Annotated in this window: 12 protein-coding genes; 10 read left to right on the forward strand and 2 right to left on the reverse strand. The window is 66.6% G+C overall.

The annotated features are described in order from the left end of the window. Positions 1–94: 94 nt before the first annotated feature. The 7 genes from ACQ1W9_RS02275 to pobA all read left to right on the forward strand — a co-directional run bounded on the left by ACQ1W9_RS02275 (position 95) and on the right by pobA (position 7445). Complete coding sequence (locus ACQ1W9_RS02275; protein ID WP_431025122.1) at positions 95–925, forward strand: 3-keto-5-aminohexanoate cleavage protein; 831 nt, start codon at positions 95–97, stop codon at positions 923–925. 222 nt (positions 926–1147) lie between these two features. After that, positions 1148–1513: a c-type cytochrome gene (locus ACQ1W9_RS02280; RefSeq protein ID WP_431025123.1), complete on the forward strand. Its 366-nt coding sequence runs from the start codon at positions 1148–1150 to the stop codon at positions 1511–1513. A 4-nt stretch (positions 1514–1517) separates the two neighbouring features. Then, the gene (locus ACQ1W9_RS02285) at positions 1518–2057 is read left to right on the forward strand and encodes a hypothetical protein (RefSeq protein WP_431025124.1); all 540 of its coding nucleotides are present in this window, start codon (positions 1518–1520) and stop codon (positions 2055–2057) included. Positions 2058–2091: 34 nt separating this feature from the next. Continuing rightward, positions 2092–3642: an FAD-binding oxidoreductase gene (locus ACQ1W9_RS02290; protein ID WP_431025125.1), complete on the forward strand. Its 1551-nt coding sequence runs from the start codon at positions 2092–2094 to the stop codon at positions 3640–3642. Positions 3643–3668: 26 nt separating this feature from the next. After that, positions 3669–5135 carry an aldehyde dehydrogenase family protein gene (locus ACQ1W9_RS02295; protein ID WP_431025126.1) on the forward strand — a complete coding sequence of 489 codons (1467 nt, stop codon included), beginning with the start codon at positions 3669–3671 and terminating at the stop codon, positions 5133–5135. 50 nt (positions 5136–5185) lie between these two features. Continuing rightward, entirely contained in the window at positions 5186–6091 is a 906-nt protein-coding gene (locus tag ACQ1W9_RS02300) for a SphA family protein (protein WP_431025127.1), read from the forward strand. A gap of 157 nt (positions 6092–6248) precedes the next feature. Next, a complete protein-coding gene (pobA, locus tag ACQ1W9_RS02305; RefSeq protein WP_431025128.1) occupies positions 6249–7445 on the forward strand; it encodes a 4-hydroxybenzoate 3-monooxygenase in 1197 nt (398 codons plus the stop codon). 81 nt (positions 7446–7526) lie between these two features. Here pobA and ACQ1W9_RS02310 read toward each other — a convergent pair whose 3' ends face one another. Further along, entirely contained in the window at positions 7527–7985 is a 459-nt protein-coding gene (locus tag ACQ1W9_RS02310; RefSeq protein WP_431025129.1) for a MarR family winged helix-turn-helix transcriptional regulator, read from the reverse strand. Positions 7986–8141: 156 nt separating this feature from the next. On the opposite strand from ACQ1W9_RS02310, the gene ACQ1W9_RS02315 reads away from it, so the two are divergent. Next, positions 8142–9980, forward strand: a complete 1839-nt coding sequence (locus ACQ1W9_RS02315; protein ID WP_431025130.1) for a feruloyl-CoA synthase — start codon at positions 8142–8144, stop codon at positions 9978–9980. A gap of 23 nt (positions 9981–10003) precedes the next feature. Then, entirely contained in the window at positions 10004–10450 is a 447-nt protein-coding gene (locus ACQ1W9_RS02320) for an acyl-CoA thioesterase (RefSeq protein ID WP_431025131.1), read from the forward strand. 29 nt (positions 10451–10479) lie between these two features. Here ACQ1W9_RS02320 and ACQ1W9_RS02325 read toward each other — a convergent pair whose 3' ends face one another. Continuing rightward, positions 10480–10956: a MarR family winged helix-turn-helix transcriptional regulator gene (locus ACQ1W9_RS02325; protein WP_431025132.1), complete on the reverse strand. Its 477-nt coding sequence runs from the start codon at positions 10954–10956 to the stop codon at positions 10480–10482. A 534-nt stretch (positions 10957–11490) separates the two neighbouring features. Here ACQ1W9_RS02325 and ACQ1W9_RS02330 point away from each other — a divergent pair. Next, complete coding sequence (locus tag ACQ1W9_RS02330) at positions 11491–13380, forward strand: FAD-dependent monooxygenase (RefSeq protein WP_431025133.1); 1890 nt, start codon at positions 11491–11493, stop codon at positions 13378–13380. The last annotated feature ends 285 nt before the right edge of the window (positions 13381–13665 follow it).

Raw genomic sequence — 13665 nt, forward strand, 5'->3', positions numbered from 1 at the left:
GGGCGGCGTTCGGCGTTGACGGTACCGCCCGGCGGTCCGGCTTGATCGCTAGCCAGCGGCATCCGCTTATCGTTGCGATAAGAAGAGAGGTCCCATGTCCAGTCCCTGCATTATCTGCGTCGCCATCACCGGCAGTCTGCCGCGCAAGGAGAACAACCCGGCGGTTCCCATCAGCGTCGAGGAGCAGATCGAAAGCACCCAGGCGGCCTTCGAGGCCGGCGCCTCTATCGTGCACTGCCATGTGCGCAACCCGGATCAGACGTCGACCTCCGAGCCGGAGGCGTTCGCCAGGCTGCTGGAGGGGCTGCGCAGGCATTGCCCGGGAATGATCGTGCAGTTCTCCACTGGCGGGCGCTCCGGGGCCGGCCAGGAGCGCGGCGGCATGCTTCGGCTCAGGCCCGACATGGCCAGCCTGGCGGTGGGCTCCAACAACTTCCCCTCCCGGGTCTATGAGAACCCGCCGCAACTGGTGGAGTGGCTCGCCGACGAGATGCGGAAATACGACATCAAGCCGGAGATCGAGGCGTTCGATCTGTCGCATATCCACCAGGCGGTGAGCCTGCTGCGGGAAGGACGCTTCAAGGCGCCCCTCTACGTCCAGTTCGTGATGGGCGTCAAGAACGCCATGCCCGCCGACAGGCCGACCTTCGACTTCTATATCGAGACGCTGAAGCGGCTGGCTCCGGATGCCCAGTGGTGTGGCGCCGGCATCGGCGCCAACCAGCGGTTGCTCAACGAGTGGTCCATCGCCGCGGGCGGGCACACGCGTACCGGCCTCGAGGACAATGTGCGTCTCGACCGCCATACCCTGGCCCCGTCCAATGCCGCGCTGGTGGAGGGCGTCGTGGCGCTGTGCGAGCGCTATGAGCGGCCGGTGGCCAGTTGGCAGCAGGCCCGGGAGATCCTGGGGCTGGCGATGCCCTGATCTCCCCGCTGTCGATGCATTGTCTCGGTCCTTTCGGCCCCGCCTCGGCGGGGCCGTTTTCGTCGCCTCTCTCCGGCGAGAATCGCTACTTCCGACTAACCTGATGCGTAACGCCGGCGACCGGCCGTGCCCTTGGCGCCGGAGTGCGCCGAGACGGCTGTCCCGGGGGGAGAGTTCGGTCTCGCGAGCCCCTTTCAATGACGATCAACGGGTGACATCGACATGCACAAGACAACCGTCATGGCGCCATTCCGGCGCCGCGCTTCTCGAGTGACTCCGCCAGTCCTGACGGGCGCCCTCCTGCTGACGCTCTCTTCCCTGGCCAGCGGCGAGGAGCGCGAGCCCACCGAGGTATTCCGCCAGATCTGCGCGCACTGCCACGCCACGGCGGAGGCCGTGGGGCCGGCCACCGTCATGCTGGCCATCCCCGAGGGGGGGCAGGAGGCGTGGGGCAATTACATGCGTGGCATCGTGCGCAACGGTCGGGCCGCCATGCCGGCCTTCCGGCACAGCGAAATCAGTGACGCCGAGCTCGATGCCCTGATCACGGCGCTGATGAGCGGCGACTTTGCCGCGTCGGAGGAGTGAGGCCATGAAGCTGACACGTCGACAGTTGCTGAAGCACGGCCTGTGGTTGGGAGGGTCCATGCCCCTCACGGTCGGCACCGCCCTGGCGGGGACGGCAGGGAGTGGCGGGGCGCCGAACGCGGGGGAGGTCCTGCTCTATGGGGCCCAGCACTCGGCCAGCGAGCTCGGCCTGGGGTTTCGCGAGCGGGGCTGGGCGCCTCGCTATCAGGGGCGGCTCGATCCGCTGTCCCTGGCCGCGTTGCCGCGACATCGCCTGATCGCCGGCTTTACCGATGAGGCGGGACTGGTGCTGTTGACCAGCCTGTTGGCCGGTCGCGGGAGCTTCCTGGCCGTGGGGCGCCACCGACCGGGATACCACGACCTGAGGAGTCATCGCGGCCCCCTGGCGGCGTCCCTGGAGGGTGAGGCGTGGCAGGCGGCATTGGGGCGCGAGTATGCCCGCCTGGCCCTGACCCGGCGCCGCGAGCGAGCGGTTCATCGCCTGCATAGCGCGAGCGGTGCCCTGGCCCGGCCCGGAGAGGTCAGCTTCCTGGTCCGGGTATGACCCTTCCCGATTCCCCTCAGCGAGAGGCAACTGCATGAGCACCGAACAGCGTATTCTTCCCCCGAATGTTTCCGAGGCCGATTTCGACGCCGCCCTGGCGCGTTTCCGCGACATCGTCGGCGCCGAGCATGTGTTGATCGAGAGCGATCGTCTCGCCCCCTACACCAAGGTCATGATGGCTTCCGATGACGATGACTACCTTCCCTCGGCGGCCCTGCTGGCCACCGACACGGAACAGATTCAGGCCATCGTCGGGGTGTGCAACGAGTACCGGATTCCGATCTGGACCATCTCGACCGGCAAGAACCTGGGCTATGGCTCCGCGGCCCCTGGTGAGACCGGGCAGGTGATCCTCGACCTGCACCTGATGAATCGGATCATCGAGGTGGACCCCGAGGTCTGTACGGCCCTGGTCGAGCCGGGGGTCACCTATCAGCAACTCTATGATTACATTCAGGAGCATGACCTCAAGCTGTGGCTCGATCCGCCGGCGCCCTCGGCCATCGCCGGCCCGGTGGGCAATACGCTGGATCGCGGCGTGGGCTATACCCCCTACGGCGAGCACTTCATGTTTCAGTGTGGCATGGAGGTCGTGCTGGCCAATGGCGAGGTGGTCCGTACCGGCATGGGCGGGATCCCGAACTCCAGCTCCTGGCAGGTCTTCAAGTGGGGCTACGGACCCTATATTGACGGCCTCTTCACGCAATCCAACTACGGCATCGTCACCAAGATGGGCTTCTGGCTGATGCCCGAACCGCCGGCCTATCGCCCCTTCCTGATTCAGTATCCCGACCCGGAGGATATTCACGAGATCGTCGAGATCATGCGCCCGCTGCGTATCAGCCAGATCATCCCCAACGCCGTGGTCATCGCCCATACCCTGTGGGATGTCGCGTCTCACAAGACCCGCCGAGAATACTATGACGGCACGGGCACGATTCCCCGTGAGGCCATCGAGGCCATCAAGCAGGATCAGGGGATCGGCGAATGGAATATCTACGCGGCGCTTTACGGGACCCCCGAGCAGATCGAGGTCAACTGGCGAATCATCGAGCAGGCCTTCGGCCAGAGCGGCAAGGCGCGACTGTTCTATGGTGACGAGGCGGAACAGGCCTCGGGCTCCTTCAATTATCGCGCCGCGCTGATGAAGGGTGACATGAACCTCCAGGAGTTCGGTCTCTACAACTGGCGGGGCGGCGGCGGCTCCATGTGGTTCGCTCCGGTCTCACAGGCCAAGGGCGACGAGACCCGCGACCAGACCGAACTGGCGCAGCGCATCCTGGAGAAGTACGGCTTCGACTATGTCGCCGAGTACATCGTCGGCTGGCGTGATATGCACCATATCATCGACCTGCTCTATGACCGCCAGGACCCCGAGGAGACCCAGCGGGCCCACGACTGCTTCTCCGAGCTGGTCAACGAGTTCGGGGCGCGGGGCTACGGGATCTACCGCACCAATACCGAGTTCATGGATCAGGTGGCCGAGACCTTCGGGCAGCCGCTGCGCGACGTCCATCGCACCCTGAAGCGAGCCCTGGATCCGAACGGCATCCTGGCGCCCGGCAAGTCGGGTATTCGTCTCTGAACCCCCTGTGAACAGGAGAGCCATACATGAGCCAAGCGTATCGCGATTTTCATCTCCAGCCCCTCGCCGGGGAGTGGCGCGAGGGGAGCGGCGAGCGCGTCAACCGGGTGACCAACCCCTATGACGGCAGCGAACTGCTGAGCCTTCGGCTCGCCACCCGCGACGATCTCGACGCGGCCTTCGCGGCCGCCGAGCGGGCCCAGGTGGCCTGGGCGGCGGCGCCGCCGGCGGAGCGCGCCGCCCTGATGCAGCGGGTTGTCGGCATCTTCGATGTCCGCAAGGAGGAGATCATCGACTGGCTGATTCGCGAGTCCGGCAGCACCCGGCTCAAGGCCAATGTGGAGTGGGGCGCCGCCCGTGGCATCACCCAGGAGGCCGCCAGCATGCCGGGGCGGGTCCATGGCATGACCCTGGCCTCCAATGTGCCGGGCAAGGAGAACCGCATCTACCGCAAGCCGCTGGGCGTGGTGGGCGTCATCAGCCCCTGGAACTTCCCGTTGCACCTCTCCCAGCGCTCCGTGGCCCCGGCCCTGGCGCTGGGCAATGCGGTGGTGGTCAAGCCGGCCAGCGATACCCCGGTCACCGGCGGCCTGTTGCTGGCCAAGATCTTCGAGGAGGCGGGGCTGCCCAAGGGGCTGCTCAGCGTGGTGGTGGGCGCCGGCAGCGAGATCGGTGATGCCTTCGTCGCTCATCCGGTGCCGCGGCTGATCTCCTTCACCGGCTCGACCCAGGTGGGACGTGGGATCGGGCGTATCGCCAGCGGCGGGGAGCACATCAAGAAGGTCGCCCTGGAGCTGGGCGGCAACAGCCCCTTCGTGGTGCTGGACGATGCCGACCTGGAGCAGGCGGTGAATGCCGCGGCCATGGGCAAGTTCCTGCACCAGGGGCAGATCTGCATGGCGATCAACCGCATCATCGTCGACGAGAGCCGTTACGACGACTTCGTGAAGCGCTTCGTGGAGAAGGTCAAGGGGCTGTCGGTGGGCGATCCGAACGAGATGGCCACCGTGGTCGGGCCGGTGATCAATGTGCAACAGCGTGAAGGCCTGGAAGAGAAGATCGCCACCGCCAGGCGCGAAGGCGCCAGCGTGCTGCTCGACGGCGAGATTCGCGGTCAACTGGTGCCGCCCCATGTGTTCGGTGAGGTGACGCCGGAGATGGAGATCAGCCGCGAAGAGATCTTCGGTCCCCTGGTGGGTATCCAGAAGGCCCGCGACGAGGCCCATGCCCTGGAGCTGGCCAATGCCACCGAGTACGGCCTCTCCAGTGCCGTGTTCTGTGGTGACCTGTCCCGGGGCCTGCGCTTCGCCCAGGGAATTCGGGCGGGCATGACTCATATCAACGACATGCCGGTCAATGACGAGGCGCATGTGGCCTTCGGTGGCGAGAAGAACTCGGGGCTGGGGCGTTTCAATGGCGACTGGGCCATCGAGGAGTTCACCACCGATCAATGGATTAGTGTGCAGCACGAACCGCGTGGCTACCCGTTCTGAGCGATAGGGACCCGGCCGCCGATCTCAAGGTACACGACAGGAGACGCCCGATGCATGCGTTTGCGACCAGAACCCTTTCCCTGGCAGTTGCCTTGGTCATGCCGCTTCCGGCGTTGGCGGCCAATGGTCACTATCCCCCCGGTATCGAGGGCCTGAGCGCCGCAGCGCTCCCGCCCGCGGGCATCTACTATCGCGGTTACCTGCTCCACTACGATATCGACAACCTTAACGACGCGGCGGGGGACAGCCTTCCCGGACGCAACAGCGGTGGCGTCACGGCCCTGACCCATCGACTGATCTGGATCACCGAGCAGCGCTTCCTGGGGGCCGACTACGGGATGGAGGTGGTGATCCCGATGCTCGATATCGAGCTCGATCTGGATATCGCCGGGGGCCAGCGCTTCACCGACGACGGCATCGGCGACGTCTTCGTCGGCCCCGTGATCCTGGGCTGGCATGGCCAGCAGTGGGACGCGACCTTCGCCGCGGGGCACTGGTTCGATAGCGCCGACTTCGATCCCGGCAATCCGGCCTCGGTGGGCAAGGGCTTCGGCACCACCATGCTGACCCTGGGCGGCATGTGGCATTTCGATGCCGCCCGGACCTGGAATGTCTCGGCGCTCTCCCGCTACGAGATCAAGACCGAACAGGACGAGACCGGGATCACCCCCGGCGACAGCTGGCTACTGGAGTGGGGCCTCGGCCATCGCTTGGCCAACGGCCTGGAACTGGGGCTGGTGGGCTACGATGCCTGGCAACTGGAGTCCGACAGTGGGGCGGCCAGCGGGGACAGGGCGGAGCGCCATGCCGTGGGGCTGGAGGCCGGGTACTTCTGGCCACAGCTCGGCCTGGGGCTGAAGGGTGCGGCCTACCATGAGTACGACACCGAGGCGGGCAGCAGCGGGGTGATCCCCGAGGGCGATATGCTACGCCTGCAACTGACCAAGGCGTTCTGATGTGTCGCCGCGGCGACGCGGCGTGGTCCGGCGGCGAGCGTCGCCGGTGATCCGCCTTCACCGGGCAGCAAGGCGAGTGTCGCGCCGGGGTGGAGATCGCCATCTGCCCTCGCCGGGCGGGTAGGGGAATCGGCGTCCCCAGAGAGAGGTACTTCCCATGAAGACACAGGTCGCCATCATCGGTGCCGGGCCCTCGGGCCTGCTGCTCGGCCAGTTGCTGAGCCGCCAGGGCATCGACAACGTCATCCTCGAGCGCCAGAGCGGCGAATACGTGCTGGGCCGGATCCGCGCCGGGGTCCTGGAGCAGGGCATGGTCGATCTGCTGCGCGAGGCCGGGGTCGCCGAACGCATGGACGCCGAGGGCCTGCCCCACGATGGCGTCGAGCTGGCCTTCGACAACCGCCGGGTGCGCATCGACCTGGCCGGCCTGACCGGTGGCAAGACGGTGATGGTCTATGGCCAGACCGAGGTGACCCGCGACCTGATGGCGGCCCGCGAGGCGATCGGCGGCACGACGATCTACGAGGCCGCGAATGTCCAGCCGCATGACCTGGAGAGCGACCACCCCGATGCCAAGCCCTATGTGACCTTCGAGAAGGACGGCGAGACCCAGCGCCTCGACTGCGACTATGTGGCCGGCTGTGACGGCTTCCACGGTGTGTCGCGCCGCTCGATCCCCGCCGAGCGCATCAAGGCGTTCGAACGGGTCTACCCCTTCGGCTGGCTGGGCCTGCTCGCCGACACCCCGCCGGTGGCCGACGAGCTGATCTACGCCCGTCATGAGCGCGGCTTCGCCCTGTGCAGCATGCGCTCGGCGACCCGCAGCCGCTACTACCTCCAGGTCTCCCTGGAGGAAAAGGTGGAAGACTGGTCCGATGCGCGCTTCTGGGAGGAGCTCAAGCGGCGCCTGCCCGAGGAGACGGCCCGGCAACTGGTCACCGGGCCGTCGCTGGAGAAGAGCATCGCGCCGCTGCGCAGCTTCGTGGTCGAGCCGATGCAATACGGCCGCCTGTTCCTGGTGGGGGACGCCGCGCATATCGTGCCGCCCACCGGCGCCAAGGGGCTCAACCTCGCCGCCAGCGACGTCAACACCCTCTATCGGCTGCTGGTCAAGGTCTATCGGGAAGGGCGCACCGACCTGATACCGCGTTACTCCGAGACCTGCCTCAAGCGCATCTGGAAGGCCGAGCGCTTCTCCTGGTGGATGACCTCGATGCTGCACAAGTTCTCCGAGGAGGAGGACTTCGCCACGCGCATGCAGCAGGCCGAGCTGGACTATGTGACCAGTTCCGAGGCGGGGCTGACCACCATCGCCGAGAACTACGTGGGGCTGCCCTACGAGTCCCTGGAATAGGCCGACGATAACCCCCTGGTCCCGGGCCGCGTAAGGGCTCGGGAGCTTGGTCGTGGGCCTCGCTCCCCTTCGTCGCGGGGATCAGCTATCCTTGCGGGCCCGAATGATCCGGTCGAGGAGATCCAACAGCCATTCCTGCTCACCGTCCTTCATAAAGGTGGTGAAGGCCTCTTCCCCGGCCACCACCTTGCGGTTGAGGCGCTCGGTGAAGGCCTTGCCCCGCTCCGTCAGGTAGAGGGCGTAGGAGCGGCGGTCGTTCTTCGACTTGCGCCGTTCCACCACCTCCATGCCTTCCAGCTTATCGATGGCCGCCACCATGGCCGACCGGTCCACGTCCAGGGCCACCGAGACCGCCGTCTGGGTCAGGCCCGGGTTGTGATAGATGATCGCCAGGATGCTGAACAGCCCCGGGGTGATGCCCTCCTGGGCACAGGCCTCGAAGAAGACGTCGAAATAGACCATCTGGGCGCGCCTCAGCTTGTAGCCGAGCCGCGACTGCAGCATCGAGTAATCGATGCCGTTACTGTCATCACCGTGCATAGGCTTGCCTGCCCCCCTAGACCAATGTTTAACACGCATAATGTTTATGGAATAAACAGTTTATGAAAGTATTGAGGTGCATGCTATCAAGGCGTCGGCGCCCGGGGTAGGGCGGATCGAGCCTTCCGATAATGACCACAAGAATGGGGTGCGATCATGTTAGATGCTTTCCGCGATGTCCGGCTGGGCACGGCGACCGCCCGGCTCGCCCGGTGGGATGACGGGGTCCAACTGCTGCGAGTCGAGGAGCCGCTGGGCGAGTATCCGGATACCCTGATGAGTCGCCTGGACCACTGGGCGGCCGAGGCGCCGGAGCGCTGCTTCGTGGCGCGGCGTGACGCCAGCGGCGCATGGCGGCGGTTGAGTTATGCCGAGACGCGTGAGCGGGTGCGCAGCCTGGCCCAGGGCCTGCTCGATGCGGGCCTGAGTGTCGAGCGCCCCCTGGCCATCCTCAGTGGCAACTCCGTCGAGCACCTGCTGTTGGCGATGGCGGCCATGTACGTGGGCATTCCCTACACTTCGGTCTCGCCGGCCTATTCGCTGGTCAGCCGCGACTTTGCCAAGCTGCGCCATATCGTCGAGCTGTTGACGCCGGGGATGCTGATGGTCAACAAGACCGAGGACTTCGCCGCCGCCCTGGCGGCGGTGAAGCCCGATGGCTGTGCCTGCCTGGCGGTTGAGCCCGGGGAGGCGGCCGGGGCGCGAACCTTTGCCGCGCTGCTGGATACTCCCGTCAGCGACGAGGTCGACAAGGCTCACGCGGCCGTCACCCCCGACACCATCGCCAAGTTCCTGTTCACCTCGGGCTCCACCGGCATGCCCAAGGGCGTCGTCAACACCAATCGCATGCTGTGTGCCAACCAGGAGATGCTGGCGGCGCAGATGCCCTTCCTGCGCGACGAGCCGCCGGTGCTGGTGGACTGGCTGCCCTGGAACCACACCTTCGGCGGCAACCACAATGCCGGCATCGTGCTCTACAACGGTGGCAGCCTCTATATCGACGATGGTCGTCCGGTGCCGGGGGAGTTCGAGCAGACCATCGCCAACCTGCGCGAGATCGCCCCGACGATCTACTTCAACGTGCCCAAGGGCTTCGAGATCCTGGTCGACTACCTGAAGCGTGACGATGCCCTGCGCGAGAATTTCTTCTCGCGCCTCAACCTGATGTTCTTCGCCGCCGCGGGACTCGCCCAGCATATCTGGGACGACCTCGATCGCCTGGCCATCCAGACCCTGGGCTGCAAGGTGGGCATGCTGACCGGGCTGGGGGCCACCGAGACGGCCCCCTCGGCGATGTTCGCCTCGCTGGAGGAGTCGCGTTCCGGGGTGGTCGGGCTGCCGGCCCGCGGGGTGACGGTCAAGCTGGTGCCCAATGGCGGCAAACTGGAGTGTCGGGTGAAGGGGCCCAACGTGATGCCGGGATATTGGCGCCAGCCCGAGATCACCGCCAGGAGCTTCGATGAGGAGGGGTTCTATTGCCTGGGCGATGCGGTGAAGTTCATCGACCCGGACGATCCCCAGCGCGGCATGCGCTTCGATGGACGCATCTCCGAGGACTTCAAGCTCAATACCGGCACCTGGGTCAGCGTGGGGCCGTTGCGTGCCGGCATCATCGAGGCCGGGGCCCCGCACGTGAAGGACGTGGTGATCGCCGGACTCGACCGCGCCTATGTCTCGATCCTGGTCTTTCCGGAGCTGGACAAGTGTCGCCAGCTGGCGGGGCTCGGCGGCGGGGCGACGGCCGCGGAGGTGCTGGCCAGCGAGCCGGTGCGCGAGTGCTTCCGGCGACTGCTGCGCGACCTGGCCGAGCAGAGCACGGGCAGCTCCAATCGGATCCGGCGGGCGGTGCTGCTCAGCGAGCCGCCCAGCCTGGATGCCCACGAGATCACCGACAAGGGCTCGATCAATCAACGGGCCGTGCTGGAGCATCGCGCCGCGATCGTCGACGAACTCTACGCCGCCGAGCCTTCCCAGCGCGTACTGTGGCTCGATTAAATCCGGGCCCCGGCGAGGACACCATGCTGACCCATACCCATGTTCGCCCCATCGAGTGGGGCGATTGCGATCCGGCGGGGATCGTCTTCCATCCCCGCTACCTGGCCTACTTCGATCATTGCACCAACCTGCTGTTCGCCGAGGCGGGCTTCGATCTGGCGTCCCTGCAAAAGCGCTTCGCGGTGGTCGGCTACCCGGTGGTCGACCTGCGCGGCCGTTTCCTCGCTCCCTGCCGCTATGGCGACGAGGTGCGCATCGAGACGCGGATCGCCGAGTTCCGCAACACCAGCTTCGACGTACGGCATCTCCTGCATCGTGGGGAGGTCCTGGCCGTGGAGGCCACGGTGACTCGCGTCTGGGCGGGGCCGCATCCGCACGACCCGCGGCGGTTGCAGGGCCGGCCGGTGCCGGAGGCGGTGAGAATGGCCCTGAGCCGACCGGACGGGGAAGGCGTGGAGCCGCGGCGGTAGCGGCTCCACGCCCTGCTGATCAGCGCTGGCTAGCCGCCGCCGGCGTGGTGCAGCGGCACCCGGCTCAGGGAGTTGTTCTCGTCGGCGACGCGCTGCAGCAGCCGGCACAGGGTCTCGCGTTCGGCGTCGTCGAGGGGGGCCAGGATCGCCTCCTGGGTAGCGAGGACCGCCGACTCGGCGGCGTGGCGCAGCGCCTTGCCCGCCTCGCTCAGGGTCACCAGCATGGAGCGGCGATCCTCGGGGTTGCGCCGCCGGGTCACCAGGCCCCGCTCCTCCAGCTTGCGCACCACCACCGCCACGGTATTGCGGTCCAGGGCGGTGTGGCGCCCCAGGGTGATCTGATCGATCTCGCCCCACTCCTCGAGTGCGCAGAGGATGATGTACTGCAGTTGCGTGAGGCCATGGGCCTCGCACTGGCGGAGGAAGATCGCCACGCTGATCTGGTGGCAGCGCCTGAGCAGGTTGCCGGGCAGGACGGTGGCTTGGGTAAGTGGGGTATCGGTCATGGTCTGGTCATCTCGAGGAGCGGATAGCCTGCCGGGCAGGTGCTCGACCCGCCGGGCACACCAACTTAGCAGAGCCCGAGGGGGCGAGCACACGCCGGCGGGTGCTCGGGCCGGGAAGGATACCGCCGAGGAACATGGCGCCGGCGAAGCCCTTGTCGTAGCCGTCGCGTTCCATCACCGTGGGGCATGCCCCGGCTCATGATGGCGATCTGCGCCGTGGCCGAACCCATGATCGAGGCCAGCATCAGGTTCGAGGTCGGTGGCACCGTCGGCTCGCTTGCCGGGTATCGGGGGAGTGGCCACCCTCTGATCTGCGTCCGTAGTGTGATCATCATAGTAGTGATCAACCATCCGAAGGTCGATACCGAACCGGGGCGTGGGCCTCCAAGAGCGCCAGGTCTTGGCGGAAAGTCTAATTGTTCGCCAAAAAAATGATCACAATACTGATGATTATCGCCGTGGCAGATCGCCATGCCGGCCCCCCGATGGTTTATCAACAACGACGACCCGTGTCGCACGGGATGGAGTGAACCGATGCAGTACTTCCTCGACGGTTACCGCAGTGGCGACCCGCGGATTCAGCCCGCGGCCGAAGGACGCAGCGACCCGCAGGGGCCGCTGCCGGAGGAGGTGGACGTGCTGATCGTCGGCACCGGTCCCGCCGGCCTGCTGCTGGCCGCCCAGCTGTCGACCTTCCCGGGCATCGTCACCCGCGTCGTGGAGAAGGCCGACGGGCCCCTCGAGGTGGGGCGTGCCGACGGCATCGCCTGCCGCACGGTGGAGATGTTCGAGGCCTTCGGCCTGGCCGAGCGGATGACCAGCGAGGCCTACTGGATCAACGAGACCCACTTCTGGGGCCCGGCCCCCGGTGACACGTCGCGGATCACCCGGCTCGGCCGTGTGCAGGACGTACGCGACGGCCTCTCCGAGTTTCCCCATGTGATCGTCAACCAGGCCCGCCTGCTCGACTTCCTGCTGGAGTACATGCACCACTCCTCCAGCCGCCTGGGGGTCGACTACCGCCACGAGACCCTCGAGGTGAAGGTCCCCGAGGCCCCCGACGAGCGCGTCACGGTGACCCTCAACACGCCGGACGGCGAGAAGCGCGTCCGTGCCCGGTACGTGGTCGGCTGTGACGGCGCGCACAGCGTGGTGCGCCAGTCCATCGGCCGCGTGCCCCAGGGCCACGGCGAGGACAAGGCGTGGGGCGTGATGGACGTGCTGGCGGTGACCGACTTTCCGGACATCCGCTTCAAGTGCACGATTCAGTCCGCCGAGGCGGGCAACATCCTGCTGATCCCCCGCGAGGGCGGCTACATGGTCCGGTTGTACGTCGACATGGGTAACATCGCCCCGGACGCCCGGCTAACCAAGGAGGAGGTCCTGGCCAAGGCCCAGGCGGTTCTCGCCCCCTACACCTTCGAGGTGAAGGAGACCGCCTGGTTCTCCGTCTACCGCGTCGGCCACCGGGTCACCGACAAGTTCGACGATGTCGACGACGACCAGCTGGAGAACCGCACGCCACGGGTCTTTATCGCCGGCGATGCCTGCCACACCCACACCGCCAAGGCCGGCCAGGGCATGAACGTGTCGATGCAGGACACCTTCAACCTGGGCTGGAAGCTGATCTCGGTGCTCGAAGGTCGCAGCCCGGCCAGCCTGCTGCACACCTACAACGCCGAGCGTCATGTCATCGCGGAAAACCTGATCGAGATGGACACCCGCTGGTCGCGGGCGATCGGCGCCGCCCAGGACGCCGACGACCCCCAGGCGGCCATCAAGGGCCTGGCCGAGGTGCAGCGCCAGTTCGTCACCAACAGCGAGTTCACCGCGGGGTTCGCCACTCACTATGCGCCGGACCTGCTCACCGGTGACGACGCCCATCTGCACCTGGCCACCGGCTTCCCGCCCGGCCGCCGCTTCCATTCGGCCGAAGTGGTCCGGCTCGGCGATGCCAAGCGGATCCACCTCGGGCACGTGCATCGCGCCGACGGCCGCTGGCGGCTCTACGCCTTCGCCGACATGGTCGACCCGCGAAGCCCGGGGTCGCGGTTCAACCAACTGATGGACTTCCTCGCCGGCGAGGACTCGCCGATCCGCCGCTTCACCCCGCCAGGGGCCGACCCGGACGCGATCTTCGACGTCCACGGCATCATCCAGCAGTCGCACCTGGAGGTGGACTGGGCCGACATGCATGACCTCCTCAAGCCGCACAAGGGTCCCCTCGGGCTTCAGGACTACCAGAAGGCCCATGCCCCGGTACTGGACACCGACCAGGACATCTTCGACCTGCGGGGCATCGATCGTGGCGCCGGTGCGCTGGTGGTGGTACGGCCGGACCAGTACGTCTCCCTCGTGCTGCCGCTGGATGGCTTCGACGAGCTCGACGCCTTCTTTTCCCGCTTTATGGTGGCGCCCACCTGAGAGCACCATCTCGCCCTTCGCCAGACTCGTGCCCGCGTCGCCCCCGGTCAGCTCGCCTGGCCGGGGGCGTCGTGTTTCGAGACTTCCATCGGCGATCCGGCCGACGTCGGAGTGTGAAGCAGGCCTTGGTGGGGGCGTCGGGAGGAAAAATCCCCGGCGTAGCGCCTCGGCGGGGCACCAGGCGTGATACCAAAGTCGGGTATCGGGGCCGGTGGTTTGGTGGACTATAATCAGAATCAAGATAGATGAATAAATCTATTGTTGTGCGCATAAACAAATATAATC

Origin of the sequence: Halomonas sp. H5 (genome assembly GCF_050613175.1) — a bacterium.
GTDB lineage: Bacteria > Pseudomonadota > Gammaproteobacteria > Pseudomonadales > Halomonadaceae > Bisbaumannia > Bisbaumannia salifodinae.